Here is a 15,946-nt window from a genome sequence, read left to right as displayed (position 1 = left end):
GGCGGGTACCTACCTGTTACTGAGGTAGGTGCTCTTAGGCCCCAGGAGTGTCGATCATGTCCGATTCAAGCCAAGCCCCGCGTGAAGTCTGCTGCACCGTTGTATCTGAGCAGTGCCATGAAGATCACAAGGCCTGCCTCGATCATGGGGAGGTGGCGCACGTGCATATTCATGTTCATGTACACCATAAATGCTGTTCGACGGGGGCGGTGTCCGTACCCGTACCCGTGCCGGTGGCCGAAAAAAAATTGCCAGTTATCAGGCTTGGTTTTACCAATATTGCAATTGGCAGTCCGAATTATTCTAAAGTGATGCCGCAGGTCAAGTTGCCAGCCAACTATGGTGCAGAGGGCACGTATAATAAAATTCAATCTGTCATTACGTTTGATGCGATGGCCGATATTGTATCGGTCACCGTAACCGCTGCCGAACTCAAAGCTAAATATGACGTGCTGTCGGTAGGGCTGCATGTGAGTACGTTTACCGTGGCACAAGCTGCCAAGTTGAAAGCCTATGCCGATTTGGGCGGTGTCTTGCTGCTGACCTGTGATAACAGTACTGCGGCAGGCATGACAAATGTTCTGCAGGTATTTGGGCATACCGGCTCCTTTGTTGTCACTCCATCATTTACTTATAGCGGAGTGTCCTCCGTATCAGAAAGCTTTAGCAGCTATTTTGGCAACTCTGAGGCGGTTCCGCTTAAGGGCGGTGGGCTGTTGGCAATAACGGCTGCGCAACTCCCTGTCGACAGTAGAGTGATAGCCACTTACGGAACTAATGTGCTGTTCTGGGTAGTGGGTGGGACAAAGGGCCGGGTGGTCGCCTTTAGTGATATAGACCTGGCGGTGATTGATGTCGATGGCGCTACGATCGATAACGGGCAAGAGAGATTTGTAAATAATATGATGGCTTATGTTTTTGATCAGGTGCTGGTGAGCGCGGAATAAGCGCATATGCGGTCGGCAGTAACGTTCCGGTAAGTTTGCTAAGTTTATAGGAGTTTTGAATATGTCTGATTCAAGCCAGTCCCCGCGTGAAATCAGTGGTGTCGTAGTTTCTGAGACGTGCCGTGAAGATCACAAGAACTGCCTCAGTGGTGAAGAGGTGCATATACACGTGCATGTTCATGTGCACCGTCATTGTTGTTCGGCGGCGACTGCGGCCGTGACCAAGCCAGTAAAGTTGCAGGTTATAAAGTTTGGTTTTACGGGTGTCGCCATTGGTAATTCAAGTTACCCCAATTTGATGGCGCAGGTTAAAGAACCCGCAAACTACGGACCCAACGGGACTTATAATAAAATCCAGTCTGTAGACGCCATTGATGCCACGGCAGATATTGTTGCTCCCTCTATAACGGCTGCTGAATTGAAGGCTAAATATGATGTGCTGTCTGTCGGGTTGCATGGCAGTAATTTTACCGTGGTACAAGCCGATAGACTGAAAGAGTATGCAGCGCTGGGCGGCGTCTTGCTGTTAGCCTGCGACTGTGGTAGCGCCGTAGGCATGTTGAATGTTTTACAGCGATTTGGGCATACCGGTACTCTTGTTGGCGCGACTGTCGCGGGGGTTTACAGCGGATTATCTTCCGCGACGGAAAATTTAAGCAGCTATTTCGGCAACTCTTTAGGCGTGACAATGAAGGGGAACGCAACACTCTCAGTGGCTGCAACACAACTTCCGCCGGGGAGCAAGGTGTTGGCGACATTGGGTGCTTATGTGCTTTTTTGGTTGGTAGGCGGCACGATGGGCCGAGTGATCGCATTCAGTGATATTGAACTTACCACCACTGAGGTTTCAGGCACCACGGTAGACAATGGGCAAGAGAAGTTCTTGAATAACATGATGGGCTATGCATTTGATCAAGTATTGGCGAGCGCTGGATAAAAGTATGCATTCCCACCAGGAATGCCCCTATAAAAACAGCGCATTGTCTTTCTGGGCGCCGATCTCGTAGCGTGGTCTCTCACCCAAGGAGAGCTTTTATGCCTTCACCATCGTTGCGCCTTTACGTGGATGCCCAATACACCAGCCCCTACGCCATGTCGGTATTCGTCACCCTGCTGGAAAAGGGCATGACCTTCGAAACCGTCACCCTTGACCTGGACACGGCGCAAAACCAGGCAGCGGAATTTGTCCAACTGTCCCTGACTCAGCGTGTGCCCACGTTGGTGGAAGGCGACTTCGCCTTGTCGGAGTCCTCTGCAATCAGCGAATACCTGGATGAGGCTTTCCCCCAGACCACGGTATACCCGACGGACTTAAAACAGCGGGCGAGGGCGCGGCAGGTTCAGGCGTGGTTGCGCAGCGACTTGCAGGCTATTCGCCAGGAACGTTCGACGCTGGTGGTGTTCTATGGGCAGAAGATGCCGCCGTTGTCGCCTGCGGGTGAGGCGGCCGCGCACAAGTTGATTCAGGCGGCACAGGCGTTATTGGCAGGCAACCCGCTGTACCTGTTCGGTGCGTGGTCGATAGTCGATGTGGACCTGGCGGTGATGCTCAACCGTTTGATCCTCAACGGTGACAACGTGCCCGCCGAGTTGGTGGCCTATGCACAACACCAATGGCAGCGGCCTTCCGTGCAGGCCTGGGTCAACCTGCACCGCCCGGCGCTCTAGGGGTTACAGCCATTCCTGGGCCACACGCCGGCCCAGGTCTTCCCAATCGGCCATGCCCAACACCCGCGTGGTGTTCAAGCCGCGCAGGTAACCGAGCAGTTGCTGGGCGCTGGCGTAACGCAGGTCGGCGTCTGCGGTGTCGTCCTGCAGCACGTTCTCATATTCAACCAGGTAATCGGCGACCCGCTCGCGAAACTCCGGCAATACGGCTTCGCGGATGCGGTCGAAGGTTTTCTGGTGGGGCTTCATGGCGTGGTCCTTATAGGTTTTATGGAGTTAGGCTGCCTGACACTATCGGTTCAAATGATAGTCACCATCAAGGATCACACGTTCTGTTTTTGCGCCAAAAGCGGACAATCACGCCATCGACACGCTGTTCAAGGAAATGCGCGATGAGGACGATAATCCAGCTGGGCCTGATGATACTGATGCTCGGCACCACGGTGCTGGCCAACCCGGCGATTGCCGATGATCTGCGTACAAGCCATTTGCTGCCTCTCGTCGGTAGCGTAGACTCCCTGCGGCATGCGCAATCGGTGGGGGTGTTGTACAGCGAAAACACCCGCGACAACCTCAGCTACCTTGAACGCTACCACGCCATGGCCATGAACGGCGCCAAGGATGCCCTCGACGGGCGCATCCGTGAAGCGTTCGTCAACAGCTCCGACCCGGAACTGGCCATCGATTGGTTAATGAGTTCGTTGCAGGGCACTTTTCTTACAGTAACGGTCTATAGCAGCCTCGATGAATTGGTGCAGGCGCACCCGGATGTGGTGGTGGTGCTCGATACCCACAACCAGCTGCTGACCCAGCGTAACGATCAGGTTGAGGCGCGCTTTGTTGCACGGTTCTATGACGCGAACCTGCAATACATCGCCAAGGCTGAAGGCTCGGTGCACAAACAGGTGCCGTCTGTGTGGGTGCATGACAAGGCGGTGCCGGAAATTGCCGCACAGATTGAACAGCAGCGTGATGTACAGCTTGATGCGTTGAAGCAGTTCGATGTGTCGCTCAAGGCGTTGGTAAGCGCCAGTTGATGTGAACTTTTCTTTTTATACTCAGGATTTTATATGCGCGCTTTTTTCGTTCCGGCCCTGGCTGCGGCTCCTTTGTTGCTGACCGGTTGTATCACCGCTCCCAACGCTCCGAGCTTGACCCTGCAAACCAATAAGACCCCTGAAGGCTATGTGCAGTGCGTGTTGCCCAAGCTTGAAAAACACGGCATTACCTCGACGGTGACCCAGAACTCGCGTCATGCCAAAGTGGTGTTGACCAGCAAGATTGCCGCCGATGATGTACTGGAAGCCTACAAGTCCCAGGACGGCACCAAGGTGTTCCTGTATGAGCGCAAGCCACTGGCGTCGGCGATCAAGCCATCGCGGCTTGAGTTGGCGGCGCAGGATTGCAAATAATCCGAGCCTTCACACCGTTCAAGCCAGCTCCCATATTTGGATTTATGGTGGGCCTAGGGTTTGGCTTCGTTGCTGAAGGTGTGCACCGTGTTGACCAACCCCTTGGCTGCCAACGCCACCAACTCACCGCCTTTTTCCACCGTCGCCAGCGCAGGATCAGAGCCCATGCGCCCGTCGGGGAAGCGTGCGCGAAAGTCCAGCGCTTCGCGGATCGGCCCGGTGTTGGCGATTTGTGGCGAATACTCAGCCGACTTGATCGACTCTGGGTACGCCCACTGCGTCACTGCAATCTCCGACGGCGTGGCGTGGCTGCCGTGGCCCACCGGGAATTGGCGGTGAGCCAGTTCGTTGACGCCTTCCAGGTCCCACCAGTTCACCAGCTTGAGTGCAAACCCGGCCGGGCGGCGGGCGTAGCTGGCTTCGGCGTACAGCTCGGAAAAGGCCGCCTCGATGGTGGCGATATTGCCGCCGTGACCATTCAAGAACAGGATTTTCTCGAAACCATGCCCGGCCAATGAACGCACCCAATCGCCAATGGCAGCGATAAAGGTGGAAGGGCGCAGGGAAATGGTCCCGGGAAAACCCAGGTGGTGCTGGGCCATACCGATATTGAAGGTCGGGCCGATCAGGATGTCGGCGTTTTTCTGCGCCTCGTGGGCGATGATTTCCGGGCACATCCAGTCGGTGCCCAATAGGCCGGTGGGGCCATGCTGCTCGTTGGAGCCAATGGGAATAACCACCGTGCGGCTGCGTTCCAGAAACTGCCCGATTTCGATCCAGGTGGAGGTGTGTAGAAGCATGCGACGCTCTCTTTTATCTGTGGGGACAGGCTAACCACCACGGATTGTACGACTACTCGCCACCTGTTGGGGTTTGCAGTTGAGATACGTCGAGGACTTCAGCCAGCGCTGGTCCGGGTACCAGGAGAACATGAACTGCCCATCCTTGAGTTTGTCTACCACCTGGCGCGCTACTTGCGGGCGCACGGCCGGGCAACCCTGGCTGCGGCCGATTCGGCCTTCGCGCTTGCTCCACGCCGGGTTGACGTAGTCGGCCGCATGAATCACCAGTGCGCGGTCGCGGGCCTGGTCATTGAAGCCCGGCTCCAGGCCGTCCATGCGCAACGAGTAGCCGTGGGTGCCCAAGTAACTCTCCTGGGTGCGGAACAAACCCAGGCTGGATTGGTGGCTGCCTTCCCGATTGGAGAATTGCGTGGCAAAGTTTTCCCCGGATTTGGCACCATGGGCCACCAGGTCGCGCAGTACCAGGGACCTCTTGCGTAGGTCGAAGATCCACAGCCGACGGGCGGTAGAGGGCTGGGAGTAGTCAATGACGGCCAGGCGATCCGAGCGTTCCTCGCCGTTATTGACCGCGCATTGCACCGCGCTCAGGGCGCTTTTCAGTACAGTGGGATTGAGTTCTGGAGCCGAGCGCGCCAGGCTGCTATACAAAGTAGGAGGGTTGGCAGTGGCGGCGAGCGTAACATTGCTCAGCGTAGCCAGGGTCATGGCGATCAAGCCGGCGCGGCATATTAAAGTCAGCATCTACAGTACATCCCCCCGCTGTGGATTGGAGTTAAGTCAATTGTTCAAAAAACACGCATGTTACTTGAGCATTTGCCTGCTCGTTGCACCACTGGTCGCGACAGCTGATGAGCTGCCGGTGGACGCTGTGCCGGTGGTTTCGACCAGCCCGGTGCAGTTGGCCCTTTCTGAACTGCCCAGCGTTTGCCCCAACCTTGCCGCGCAGATAGACGCAACGACCCAAGCGCGCTTGCAGGCGTTCTACCAGCAACAGGGCAATGTGACGCTGTGGTCCGATGAGCGCCGCCACACTCTGCAATCTCAGTTGCTGATGCTGGCCGACGATGGCCTGGACCCCACCCACTATAGCCTGCCTACCGTGGATGCCACGGGTAACGTGCTGTGCAGCGATATCGGCAGCAGCCGGCAATACCTGCAAGCCCTGCAGGATTTGCATTACGGGCGCCTGCAACAGTCGCGTTTCGAGCCGCTTTGGCATTCCCAGCCACCCACCCTCGACCCCAATACCCAAGTGCTGGCTTTTGCCACCACCGGCCTGCAAGACATGGCGCAAGCCTTTGATCAGGCGCGCCCCAGTGCCGACCTGTACCGCAGCTTGCGCAATACCTACGCCACTGTGCGCCTGCAGCCGTTGCCCCATTGGGACCCGGTCGCCACCGGGCCGCTGCTCAAGCCAGGCATGGAGGACCCGCGCGTGCCCGACCTGGCGCGGCGCTTATATAGCGGTGGTTATCTCGCCAAGGCGCCGACGGGCAACAGCCGGCAGTACCGTGACGAGTTGGTCAAGGCGGTCAAGGCCTTCCAGCTCAGCCACTCGTTGCAGGCCGACGGTGTGATAGGCACGGGTACTGTGGCCGAACTCAATATCAGCCCGGCGATGCGCCGCGATCAGTTGCGCATCAACCTCGAACGTTTTCGTTGGCTGGCTCAGGACCTGGAACCCGAAGGTGTCGTGGTTAACGTCGCGGCTGCGCAATTGAGTGTTTACCAGAGCGGCATCCCGGTGTGGCAAACCCGCCTGCAAGTGGGGCGTGCCGAACGCCAGACGCCGCTGCTCAAGTCGCGCATTACCCGGCTTACCCTCAACCCCACGTGGACCATCCCGCCGACGATCATGCGTGAGGACAAACTCCCGGCCATCCGCCTCAACCCCGAATATCTGCGCCAGCAAAACCTGCAAGTGCTCGACGCCCAGGGCCGCCCATTGACGGCCGACCAGGTGGATTGGTCGCACCCCGGCAACATTCTGCTGCGCCAGGAGGCCGGCCCGCGCAACCCGCTGGGCCGCATCGTGATGCGCTTTCCCAACCCCTATTCCGTTTACTTGCACGACACGCCGAGCCAGCCGCTGTTTACCAAAGGCCCACGGGCATTCAGTTCGGGCTGCGTGCGGGTTGAGCAGCCGATGATGCTGCGCGACCTGCTGGTAACCCCGGCCGAACGCACGCGCACCGAAGAATTGCTAGCCACCGGCACAACCCATGAATTCAGGCTGGCCACGCCGGTGCCGGTGCTGTTGGGTTACTGGACAGTGGAAGTCGATCGCCAAGGCGGGTTGGTGTACTCGCCGGATATTTATGCGCGTGACCCGGTGTTGGTGAAGGCGATGGGAGCGGTGCTCTAAAAACTCACTGTGGCAGACGGGCTTGTTGTGGCTAGCTGGTTTGTTGTGGCAGACGGGGTTGTTGTGGCGAGCAGGCTTGCCCTGCGTTGGGCTGCGTAGCAGTCCCAAAACCAGACGCTTATGTGTCTCTGAGAAAACGCGGTGACTGTATTATTAGGGCCGCTTCGCAGCCCAACGCAGGGCAAGCCTGCTCGCCACGGTAAGCCCGCTCGCCAGAGGGGTGATGTGTGCCAGGATCACTTCGACGGCCTCGGCGGCTGTCACACTTGCAGTGTCGACAGTCAGTGGCGTCTCAGCCCACGCCTGATATTCATGTACTGAAACGGACTGCCAGGAGGGCGGCACCAACCCGGCAATATCGCCCGTGCGGCCCTCCACCCGGCGCTGATGTTCCAGCAGGTCAGAGCAAACCACCTCAATATCAAGCATCTCGACGCCCGCTGTCGCCGCCACGGCCTGCCACGCCTCCCGGCTCTCCTTCAGCGGGTTCACACAGTCGGCAATCACCGTCTGCCCCATTCTCAAATTACTCAATGCCAGCGCATTCGCCACGCCATAACCGCTGGCGCCCACATCACCGGTCAGTACGTTTGCATCCCGAAGCGCCTGCTCAATCACATCAATACGCAGGTAAACCGCGTTTATCCGACGTGCCAGTTCGCTGGCAATCGTGGTCTTGCCGGTGCCGGGCAGGCCGCTGAATACAATAAGCATGGTCAATCCTTTGAATAGGGCGCCCGGCCAGTCTAGCCGCGCTTACTTCAAATAGCAGGCGCTGATCCAATCGGCCGGGTGGGCCGCCAGTTGCGTGGCCACGGGCAAGTAGCGTTTATCCAGTTGCGCCGCCAGCCAGAACAGCGTCGCGCTGCTTTTGGCATCCCAGGTGCCGCTGTAACCGGCTTCGCCTACTGTGGCACGGTCTTTGTCGAACTGAACGTGGGTGTGCACGAACTCCTGGTGGCTGCGTTGCCCAGTGGCGTAAGGCACCAGCCAGTCGAGGGCGGCGCCCAGCGACGCACCATTGCTCTTGAGGTTCAGCCAGTCGCCGCCGTAGGACTTGGCCGCCAGTGCGGCCTGCACCAGCGGTTCAAGGTCGTAGACCACGTAATGCAGGGCGTCGCGGTCCTGGAAGTCGGTGACCGAGCCGTCAGGCAGGATGTTATCGGCCACTTGCTGTTTAAACAGTTGATGAGCGTGCTCAAGCATGGCCTGGTCGTTGAGTGCGGCGGCGGCGAGGGTCACCAACTTGATGCGGTGGCTCTGCCAGTTATTGGTCTGGGTGCCTTTTTTCTGGCCGTGGAATTGTTCGATATGCGCGATGTAGCCATTGCCCAGCTTGCTGATAAAACGGCGGCTGGCGGCGCGGGTTTCCAGGCGCAGGTGGTCGGCGGTAAGCGCATAGGCCGTGATCAGCATATCGAGATTGGTTTCGTCGATGGGGTTGAAATCCGGCTGGTAGACATCGGCCCAGGCGGCGAGGTAGTCGTCGACTTGCCTGAGGTAACGCGGGTCACCGCTGATGCGCCAGGCCAGCGCCGCCTGGCGCATCAGCGGCCAGTCCTTTTCGGCAACCAGGCTTTGCTCGCGAATGCCATGGTTCGGCAGGGTGCCTTCGGTGTGCACCTGCGGCAACGGCGCAGGCTGGTCGGCCAAATGCCGTTGGGCGGCGGCCAGCAGCGCGTGGGCTGCCGGGTTTGCCGACGCAGGCTGGCAAAGGCTTGCAGCCATCGCCACGGCGGGCAACGCGGCCAGCAGCAAGGTAAAGGCAAGGGTGGTTTTGTTCATGGACGGTTCTGTTGGATAAGGATGTGCCAACGCTAGCACGCGGCTGAAACGGCTTGGATGAAACTCCCGTATGCTTGCAGGCTGATCTCGACCGAGGACCGCCCATGACCTTGCCCTTTGTGAAGATGCATGCCCATGGCGACGATTTCATCATCATCGACCGCCGTGGCCTGGACGACCCGATCACTGCGCAGGTCGCCCGGCGACTGGGCAACCGCCACACCGGTATCGGCTTCAACCAACTGGCGGTGGTGCTCGACTGCGAAGACGCCCTGGCCCGCATCAAGTTCTGGAACCCCAACGGTACGCCGCTGCAAACCTGCGGCAGCGCCACCCGCGGCGTGGCCGACCGCTTGATGCATGAGACCGGTCGCGACACCATCGTATTGCGCACGGATCGAGGCTTGCTGACGTGCGTGCGGGCCGCCGGCCAGCAAGTGTCGGTGGACATGGGCGCGCCCTCGCTGGACTGGTCTGGCGTACCACTGGCTGACGCGCTGGACACCCGTATCTTGCCCATCGATGGCGCGCCTGCCGCCTGCAGCATGGGTAACCCGCATTGCACGTATTTTATCGACGACATCAGCACCATCGACGTGGCGGCCGTGGGCCCGGCGCTGGAAACCCATCCGCTGTTCCCGGCCAACACCAATGTGCATTTTGTGCAGGTGCTGGACCGCAGCCACATCCGCCTGCGTATCTGGGAGCGCGGCGGGGGTGTGCCGCTGGGTTCCGGCTCCTGCTGCTGTGGCGCGGTGGTCAATGGGATTCGGCGCGGGTTGCTGGACGCCACGGTTCAGGTGCAATGCGACGGTGGCACGGTCACTGTGCAGTGGGACGGGCAGGGCGGTGTGGTGTTGACCGGCCGTGTCCAGCCGGTCATGCAGGGCACGGCGTACCTGCTTTAAAGCGTTACGGTAAAGGTCGTGCCCTCGTTGACGCAGGAACTCACCGCCACGTCTCCACCGTGCGCCCTGGCCAGTTCACGCACGATATACAGGCCCAACCCCACGCTACGCACCTCGCTGCCCTGGTCGGTGCCTCGGGTCATGGGCTCGAACAGCCCGGCCAGCAGCGTTTGCGGGATCGCGGCACCGTGGTTATGCACGGCCACTTGGCAGCCACCTTCGCCCAAGCGTGAGGTGATGGTAATTGGCATCAACAAGTCGCCATAGGCCACGCTGTTGGCCACCAGGTTACCAATGATCTGCTGCACCCGGTCGGCATCCAGGCACGCTTGGCCCATACCTTCGGGCTGGTGCTTTAATGTGGCCTTGGGGAAGGCCACGCGCAGTTCATCCACGGCGTGCTGGATCACGCCGTGCAGGTCCAGGGGTGTGGTCTTGATGCTGATCCCGTGGCCGACCCGGGCCTGGGTGAAATCCAGCAGGTCGGCAATCATTCGCTGGGCGCGCTCGGAGGACTGGCCGATATGGCCCAGCAACTGGTGCTCCCTGGGCGTGCGCTCGCTGCGCGCAAGCATGTCCGAGGCCATGCGGATGGCGGTCAGTGGGTTTTTCAAGTCATGGCTGACGATCGCCACCATCTGCTCGGCAAACAACGCGCGGCGTTGGGCGATGGCATAGGCTTCGCTCAGTTCCGCCTGGGCCTGATGCAGCGCCAATTCGGTGCTGGTGCGTTCCTGCAACAAGGCTTCGGCAAGCTTGCGCGCATTGAGCAGCTCGCGCTCGTACTTGTCGCGGTCGGTGGTGCCGAACAGCGCCAGGTCGTGTACCAATGCGCCAGCCTGTTCGCGGGCGCTGGCGTTGAGCAGTACGGTCACTTTGTGGCCGTCGTGGTGCACCAAGTCGAGTTTGACTTCGCTGACGCTGCCACGCATGCGCAGCATCGGCGTCAGGTGGGTCTGGTGGAATATTCGCCCGCCCATGGTCAGCAAATCCTGAAACCGCCGCCCGCACAGCTCGGCACTGCGCAGCCCCAGCCATTGGCCGAGCAGCGTGTTGGCGCGCAGGATCGTGCCGTCTTCAGCCGTCACCGCCAGGGCACAGGCGGCGCTGTCGAACAGATCAGCCGACATCAGCCATGGCCCATGGCGCCAGGAAGTTGTCCATCGCCCTCGTGCAGGCCTCGGGCGCGCTCATATGCGGGCAATGGCCGACATTATCGACCAGGCAATAGGTGCTGTTGGGCAGCACGCTGTGCAGGTATTCGCCCACCGCCACGGGTGCAATCAGGTCGTCACGTGATTGCAGGATCAGCACGGGCGTGGTCAGGCCGATCACGTCCTTACGGTTGTCCGACATAAAGGTCACCCGCGCAAATTGCTTGGCGATGTCCGGTTCGGTACGGCAGAAACTGTCGCTCAGCTCGGCACTCAACGCCGGTTGCTCGGGGGCGCCCATGATCACGGGGGCCATGGTGCTGGACCAGCCCAGGTAGTTGCTGTCGAGCGTGTCAAGCAGGTCATCGATATCGCTGCGCTTGAAGCCGCCGACGTAGCCCACGTCGTCGATATAGCGTGGCGACGGGCCGATCATCACATGGGCGGCGATACGGCCTGGTGCCAGGCGGTCGGCGAGGGTGGCGATCATCGCGCTGACCGAATGGCTGACCAGGATCACCGGGCCGCTGGCGAAAGCGTCGATAATCTCGTTTAAATCGCGGGCATAACCGCCCAGCGCGGCATATTTGGTCTTGTCGAATGCGCTGAGGTCCGACAGGCCAGCCCCCACCAAGTCATACATCACGACGCGAAAACGCTCGGTAAAGTGCGGCGTCATATAATTCCACATGGCCTGGTTGCAGCCGAAACCGTGGGAGAACACCAAGGTCGCCGTGCCGTTGCCCATCACACTGACGTTGTTGCGGTGCTTTAGGTTCATGGGGTTCTCAGCTATGGCGCATTGCTATATGTGTGGGCAGTTTAGATAGTCGCGGGCGTGGGGTCACGCGTTATACGTCTATAAGGTAAAGTCGACGCCTCCTCGAAGAAACTTCAGGTAACAAAACATGCGGCTGTATTTGCGCCAATCCGTCTTGAGTCTGCTGGCGCTGGTGTTTATCGGCCTGTTGACCAGTGCCCAGGCGGACACTTCGCCGATCAAGGTCGCCCTCGATCAACGGGTGATCGACCTCACCAATACGTTGGATAACGGCACAACCGAGCGCTTGAAGGCTCAACTCGCCGCCCTCGAACAACGCAAGGGCGCCCAGGTTGCCGTGCTGCTGGTGCCCACCACCGGCGGCGCAACCATCGAAGACTTTGCCAACCAACTGTTCCGTGCCTGGAAACTGGGGCGCAAGGACGTCAATGACGGCATCCTGCTGGTAGTGGCTAAAAACGACCACACCGTGCGTATCGAAGTAGGTTACGGCCTGGAAGGCACGGTCACCGACCTGCTGGCCCACCGCATCATCGAAGAGCACATCACCCCGGCGTTTCGCCAGGGTGACTATGCGGGAGGGATTCAACAGGCCGTCGATGACCTGGGCGTGCTGGTAGACGGCGGCGACCTGCCCAAGCCGGTGGGGCCTGAGGTCAACCCGCAGGCCATTGCGGTGCTGTTGGCGTTTATCTTGGGAGGCGTCGGCGGTGTGCTGATCGCCGCCGGCAAGCTGCCGTGGCGCCCGGCGTTAATCGCCACCGTGGCGGTTACGGTACTGTTGACGCTGTATGGGGGCGGTCGCGACTGGCCGATGTACCTGCTGGTGTTGCCGCTGACCCTGCTGATTGGCGGCGCGACTTTCGGCGCCTTATGGCTGGCGCGCACCGTGTTTTATTGCGTGATTGGGGTGCTGGCCTACGTTGCCGGGCTGCTGGTGGTCGACCATTTCGTGGCCGTCAACTTCGTCCATTGGCTGGTGTGGCCGTTTGGCTGCGCGTTGGTGCTGGCGTTGTATATGGGACTGTTTTTCGTTATCCACCAATCCTGGAAGAATAGCCCGCGCTTCTTCTTCGTGCGGGTGGCGGCGGTGGTAGCGGTGTATGTGGCAGTCGGGTTACTGCTGGGGCACGGTTATCAAGGCTGGATCATCGCCATACCCGCCGCTTCGGTGGTGGCGTTTATAGTGTTTTTGCAGAGTATTTCCGATGGCGGCTCGGGTTCGGGCGGCGGGTCTGGCTCAAGCTCAGGCAGCTCGGGTTCAAGCTCCAGTTCAAGCAGCAGTTCGTCCGGAGGCGGTGGTTCCAGTGGTGGCGGTGGGGCATCTGGTAGTTGGTAAGCGCTAGCGCGGTTTATAACCTACCCATCCTTTGAAACTGAAGCCGGCGTAGAACAGCTCCACGCCTTCGAACCCGGCTTCAACCATCAAGGCTGCATCTTGTGCGGGTGACAGTACCGGCAATTTGGCGCTGATCGCGGTAATCGCGCGCTCTGCATCCTCGGCCGGCACGCCCGAGTCCACCGCAAACGCGGCGTAACGCTTCAACCAGCGGCTTTTTTCCTGCGGTGCCTGGGGGAAACTGTGGTGCGCCACGATCAGCGGTGCTCCGGGTAGCAACCGTTGCCACAAGGCCTTGAGGGTTTGCAGGCGTTCCTCTTCTGGAATGAAGTGCAAGGTCAGCAAGCAGGTGGCGCCGTCAAAGGGACCCAATGGGGCGGTATCGATATAACCCTCGTGCAACTGCACGCGCTCATTTAAAGGGCCCAGTGTCGCCTGCGCCAACTTCAGCATCTCGGCCGACGGGTCGACGCCTGTAAAGCGCCAGCCTGGCTCGGCGTCGGCAAACCGTTTTAGCTCCAGGCCGCCCCCGGCGCCCAATACCAACACGCTGCCGGTCGCTGGAACAGTTTCACGCAGCAGCAGGATGGTCATCCGTTGCAAGCCATCGAAGCCCGGTACCAGACGCACAGGGCCTTCGGCGTAGCGGGCGACGGCATCAGGGTCGGAAAAAAAGCTCATGGCGGGCTCCTGCAGATTGGGCGAGGCGTAAACCCTACTGCGGCCCATCGGTAGAGGCAATTGCTGTTGGCTGCATTCGTGGTAAAACGTTGATCCCTGCACCCCTTGAGTACGGAGACTCAATGCCTGTTATCAACCCGCCGCCCATTACTGTTCGGGATGCCACTGCCGAGGACGCCTTATGCATCGGCGTGCTCGGTATGCAGGTGTTTCTCGATACTTACGCGACCCAAGGTATCCGCGCCTCGATTGCCAGAGAGGCGCTGCAAGCCTTTGCGCCGCAGACCATCACCCAACTGCTGATACAACCCGGTCTCTCGCTGGTGGTGGCTGAGTCGAATGGCCACCTTGTTGGCTTTGCCCAGATCAAACTCCACGCCACTCATTCGATGATCACAGCTTCAGATGCCGCCGAGTTGCAGCGCCTCTACATCCAGGAGCGATTTACCGGCCAGGGAATTGGCTATCGGTTGCTGCAGGCGGCAGAACAGCGCGCGGTGCTGGGCGGGGCGTCTTTCGTGTGGGCAACCGTGTGGGTGGGCAATGAGCGCGCGCTGGGTTTTTACCCCCGACGGGGTTACGCGGTGCTGGGGTCGCCGACCTATACCTTCCAAGGGGAAACCCATGGCAATCGTTTGTTTGGCAAAACCTTGGCGCCCTGTACATAAAGGCTCAGGGCAGGGTGATGTAGTCGTTCTGTTGGATGATCGGCTGGTGCGCGCCTGGCACCAGGTGAACATAGCGACCGTCCACCAGATCGATAGGCAGGCAGTCGTCAATATCCATCACGCCATCGGTATGGGCCTGCGACCAGTGCTGCAATAGCTGCTGCTGGCCTTTGCGCTTGGCTTCCTGTTTGTCGCGAGCCACCACCAGTAAGTAATGGTGGGCCTCGCCGAACACCTTGGCTTCATAACCACCCAGGTTGATGAAGTACAGGTGATGGGCACCTGCAGGCGGCGCCATTTGGCTGAGTTCGACTTTCCAGCCGTCTACGCCATCGACGGCCATCCAGGCGTCGATATGCATGCCCTTGGGGCTGCCGAACCAGCCGTCTCGCAATTGCGGGTAGGTGGCTTGCAGCGTGTCCGCCACTGCGAACACCACATCGTGAACTTCGATTTTGGCCCTTGGGTGCTTGCCCCCGAGCATGACAACAAACAGCATTACAGGTCCTGCCTGGTGATTGGGTAAAGGCTAACCATACTTCGATTGAACCCTTTTGTCCGGTCAGTGCCACACTGTTAATTCGCCAACTCATCAGGAGGTTGTTATGCGCACCATTGATCTGGCCGGTGTTCCCGTGCCTGTCATCGGCCAAGGCACCTGGCGCATGGGTGAAAACCCGGACCTGCGCAAAGCTGAAGTCGCCGCGTTGCAATTGGGTATCGACGAGGGCATGAGCCTGATCGACACCGCTGAAATGTACGGCGAAGGTGGCGCCGAAAAGGTGGTAGGCGAGGCCATTCGTGGCAAGCGCGACCAGGTGTTCCTGGTCAGTAAAATCTACCCTCACAATGCCAGCCACAAGGGCGTGCCGCGTGCCTGTGACGCCAGCCTTCAGCGGCTGGGCACTGATTATATCGACCTGTACCTGTTGCACTGGCGCGGCCAGTACCCGCTCGAAGAAACCGTCGAAGCGTTCGAACGTCTGCGCGAGGCAGGCAAGATCGGTCGTTGGGGTGTTTCCAACTTCGACGTCGCCGACCTGCAGGAACTTGCATCCCCCGCGTGTGCCACCAACCAGGTGCTCTACAACATCGAAGAGCGGGGTATCGAGTTCGACCTGTTGCCATGGTGGCAACAGCACCATTTGCCACTGATGGCGTACTGCCCAATCGCCCAGGGCGGTGAACTGCTGTCCAGCCCGACGCTCAAGCAAATTGCCCACCGACATGAGGCCACACCCGCACAGATCGCCCTGGCCTGGGTACTGCGTCAGGAGGGTGTGATTGCCATTCCCAAGGCGGTGAGCCCCGAGCATGTGCGGCTAAACGCAAGTGCCGCGAAACTGGTGCTGGATGAGCACGATCTGGATGCGATCGACCGCGTGTTCGGTGCACCCAAGCGCAAGCATCCCCTGTCAATGGTGTAGCAAGCGTG

19 protein-coding genes are annotated in these 15,946 nt (G+C 59.7%); 10 read left to right on the top strand and 9 right to left on the bottom strand.

Annotated elements, in window-relative coordinates; translation table 11 throughout:
- The first annotated feature begins 56 nt into the window (after positions 1 to 56).
- From AB4P96_RS18805 to yfcF, 3 genes are all read left to right on the top strand, one after another.
- Positions 57 to 947, top strand: a complete 891-nt coding sequence (locus AB4P96_RS18805) for a hypothetical protein (RefSeq protein ID WP_395599925.1) — start codon at positions 57 to 59, stop codon at positions 945 to 947.
- 61 nt (positions 948 to 1,008) lie between these two features.
- Entirely contained in the window at positions 1,009 to 1,884 is an 876-nt protein-coding gene (locus tag AB4P96_RS18800) for a hypothetical protein (protein WP_256349286.1), read from the top strand.
- A 98-nt stretch (positions 1,885 to 1,982) separates the two neighbouring features.
- Positions 1,983 to 2,615, top strand: coding sequence for a glutathione transferase (gene yfcF, locus AB4P96_RS18795; protein ID WP_138452699.1), 633 nt, complete (start codon positions 1,983 to 1,985; stop codon positions 2,613 to 2,615).
- Between the two features lie 3 nt (positions 2,616 to 2,618).
- Here yfcF and AB4P96_RS18790 read toward each other — a convergent pair whose 3' ends face one another.
- Positions 2,619 to 2,864 carry a hypothetical protein gene (locus AB4P96_RS18790; RefSeq protein ID WP_017136849.1) on the bottom strand — a complete coding sequence of 82 codons (246 nt, stop codon included), beginning with the start codon at positions 2,862 to 2,864 and terminating at the stop codon, positions 2,619 to 2,621.
- A gap of 143 nt (positions 2,865 to 3,007) precedes the next feature.
- Here AB4P96_RS18790 and AB4P96_RS18785 point away from each other — a divergent pair, with 143 nt between their 5' ends.
- Together AB4P96_RS18785 and AB4P96_RS18780 are read left to right on the top strand one after the other, a co-directional pair.
- Positions 3,008 to 3,652: a hypothetical protein gene (locus AB4P96_RS18785; protein ID WP_017136848.1), complete on the top strand. Its 645-nt coding sequence runs from the start codon at positions 3,008 to 3,010 to the stop codon at positions 3,650 to 3,652.
- Between the two features lie 33 nt (positions 3,653 to 3,685).
- Positions 3,686 to 4,027 carry a hypothetical protein gene (locus AB4P96_RS18780; RefSeq protein WP_017136847.1) on the top strand — a complete coding sequence of 114 codons (342 nt, stop codon included), beginning with the start codon at positions 3,686 to 3,688 and terminating at the stop codon, positions 4,025 to 4,027.
- Positions 4,028 to 4,080: 53 nt separating this feature from the next.
- Here AB4P96_RS18780 and AB4P96_RS18775 read toward each other — a convergent pair whose 3' ends face one another.
- On the bottom strand, positions 4,081 to 4,827 hold the full coding sequence (locus tag AB4P96_RS18775; protein ID WP_017136846.1) for a creatininase family protein: 747 nt from the start codon (positions 4,825 to 4,827) through the stop codon (positions 4,081 to 4,083).
- 30 nt (positions 4,828 to 4,857) lie between these two features.
- Positions 4,858 to 5,571 (bottom strand): murein L,D-transpeptidase catalytic domain family protein, encoded by a 714-nt coding sequence (locus AB4P96_RS18770; RefSeq protein WP_017136845.1) that lies wholly within the window; start codon positions 5,569 to 5,571, stop codon positions 4,858 to 4,860.
- A 40-nt stretch (positions 5,572 to 5,611) separates the two neighbouring features.
- Here AB4P96_RS18770 and AB4P96_RS18765 point away from each other — a divergent pair, with 40 nt between their 5' ends.
- Positions 5,612 to 7,195: a murein L,D-transpeptidase gene (locus AB4P96_RS18765; RefSeq protein ID WP_176991904.1), complete on the top strand. Its 1,584-nt coding sequence runs from the start codon at positions 5,612 to 5,614 to the stop codon at positions 7,193 to 7,195.
- Positions 7,196 to 7,348: 153 nt separating this feature from the next.
- Here AB4P96_RS18765 and AB4P96_RS18760 read toward each other — a convergent pair whose 3' ends face one another.
- Entirely contained in the window at positions 7,349 to 7,909 is a 561-nt protein-coding gene (locus tag AB4P96_RS18760; protein WP_395599924.1) for an AAA family ATPase, read from the bottom strand.
- Between the two features lie 42 nt (positions 7,910 to 7,951).
- Complete coding sequence (locus AB4P96_RS18755) at positions 7,952 to 8,980, bottom strand: alginate lyase family protein (RefSeq protein WP_395599923.1); 1,029 nt, start codon at positions 8,978 to 8,980, stop codon at positions 7,952 to 7,954.
- A gap of 104 nt (positions 8,981 to 9,084) precedes the next feature.
- Here AB4P96_RS18755 and dapF point away from each other — a divergent pair, with 104 nt between their 5' ends.
- A complete protein-coding gene (gene dapF, locus AB4P96_RS18750) occupies positions 9,085 to 9,888 on the top strand; it encodes a diaminopimelate epimerase (RefSeq protein ID WP_177034411.1) in 804 nt (267 codons plus the stop codon).
- Here the strand turns inward: dapF and AB4P96_RS18745 are convergent.
- Together AB4P96_RS18745 and AB4P96_RS18740 are read right to left on the bottom strand one after the other, a co-directional pair.
- Positions 9,885 to 11,018: a PAS domain-containing sensor histidine kinase gene (locus tag AB4P96_RS18745; protein WP_099547813.1), complete on the bottom strand. Its 1,134-nt coding sequence runs from the start codon at positions 11,016 to 11,018 to the stop codon at positions 9,885 to 9,887. The two genes, dapF and AB4P96_RS18745, sit on opposite strands and share 4 nt — an antisense overlap.
- Positions 11,008 to 11,823, bottom strand: a complete 816-nt coding sequence (locus AB4P96_RS18740) for an alpha/beta fold hydrolase (protein WP_017136839.1) — start codon at positions 11,821 to 11,823, stop codon at positions 11,008 to 11,010. The genes AB4P96_RS18745 and AB4P96_RS18740 overlap by 11 nt, the downstream gene beginning before the upstream one ends.
- Positions 11,824 to 11,950: 127 nt before the next feature.
- Between AB4P96_RS18740 and AB4P96_RS18735 the strand changes: the two genes are divergently transcribed.
- Positions 11,951 to 13,162: a YgcG family protein gene (locus AB4P96_RS18735; RefSeq protein WP_099547814.1), complete on the top strand. Its 1,212-nt coding sequence runs from the start codon at positions 11,951 to 11,953 to the stop codon at positions 13,160 to 13,162.
- A gap of 3 nt (positions 13,163 to 13,165) precedes the next feature.
- On the opposite strand, the gene AB4P96_RS18730 is transcribed toward AB4P96_RS18735, so the two are convergent.
- Complete coding sequence (locus tag AB4P96_RS18730) at positions 13,166 to 13,843, bottom strand: bifunctional 2-polyprenyl-6-hydroxyphenol methylase/3-demethylubiquinol 3-O-methyltransferase UbiG (RefSeq protein WP_017136837.1); 678 nt, start codon at positions 13,841 to 13,843, stop codon at positions 13,166 to 13,168.
- A 122-nt stretch (positions 13,844 to 13,965) separates the two neighbouring features.
- On the opposite strand from AB4P96_RS18730, the gene AB4P96_RS18725 reads away from it, so the two are divergent.
- A complete protein-coding gene (locus tag AB4P96_RS18725; RefSeq protein ID WP_177034415.1) occupies positions 13,966 to 14,511 on the top strand; it encodes a GNAT family N-acetyltransferase in 546 nt (181 codons plus the stop codon).
- A gap of 4 nt (positions 14,512 to 14,515) precedes the next feature.
- On the opposite strand, the gene AB4P96_RS18720 is transcribed toward AB4P96_RS18725, so the two are convergent.
- Entirely contained in the window at positions 14,516 to 15,010 is a 495-nt protein-coding gene (locus tag AB4P96_RS18720) for a DUF1543 domain-containing protein (protein WP_017136835.1), read from the bottom strand.
- 106 nt (positions 15,011 to 15,116) lie between these two features.
- On the opposite strand from AB4P96_RS18720, the gene AB4P96_RS18715 reads away from it, so the two are divergent.
- Positions 15,117 to 15,938, top strand: a complete 822-nt coding sequence (locus AB4P96_RS18715) for an aldo/keto reductase (protein WP_170040061.1) — start codon at positions 15,117 to 15,119, stop codon at positions 15,936 to 15,938.
- Positions 15,939 to 15,946: the final 8 nt, after the last annotated feature.

Origin of the sequence: Pseudomonas sp. B19125, assembly GCF_044218855.1 — a bacterium.
GTDB classification, from domain to species: domain Bacteria; phylum Pseudomonadota; class Gammaproteobacteria; order Pseudomonadales; family Pseudomonadaceae; genus Aquipseudomonas; species Aquipseudomonas edaphica.
The sequence above is the reverse complement of the archived record's forward strand: the minus strand, read 5'-3'. Positions and strand labels throughout refer to the sequence as shown.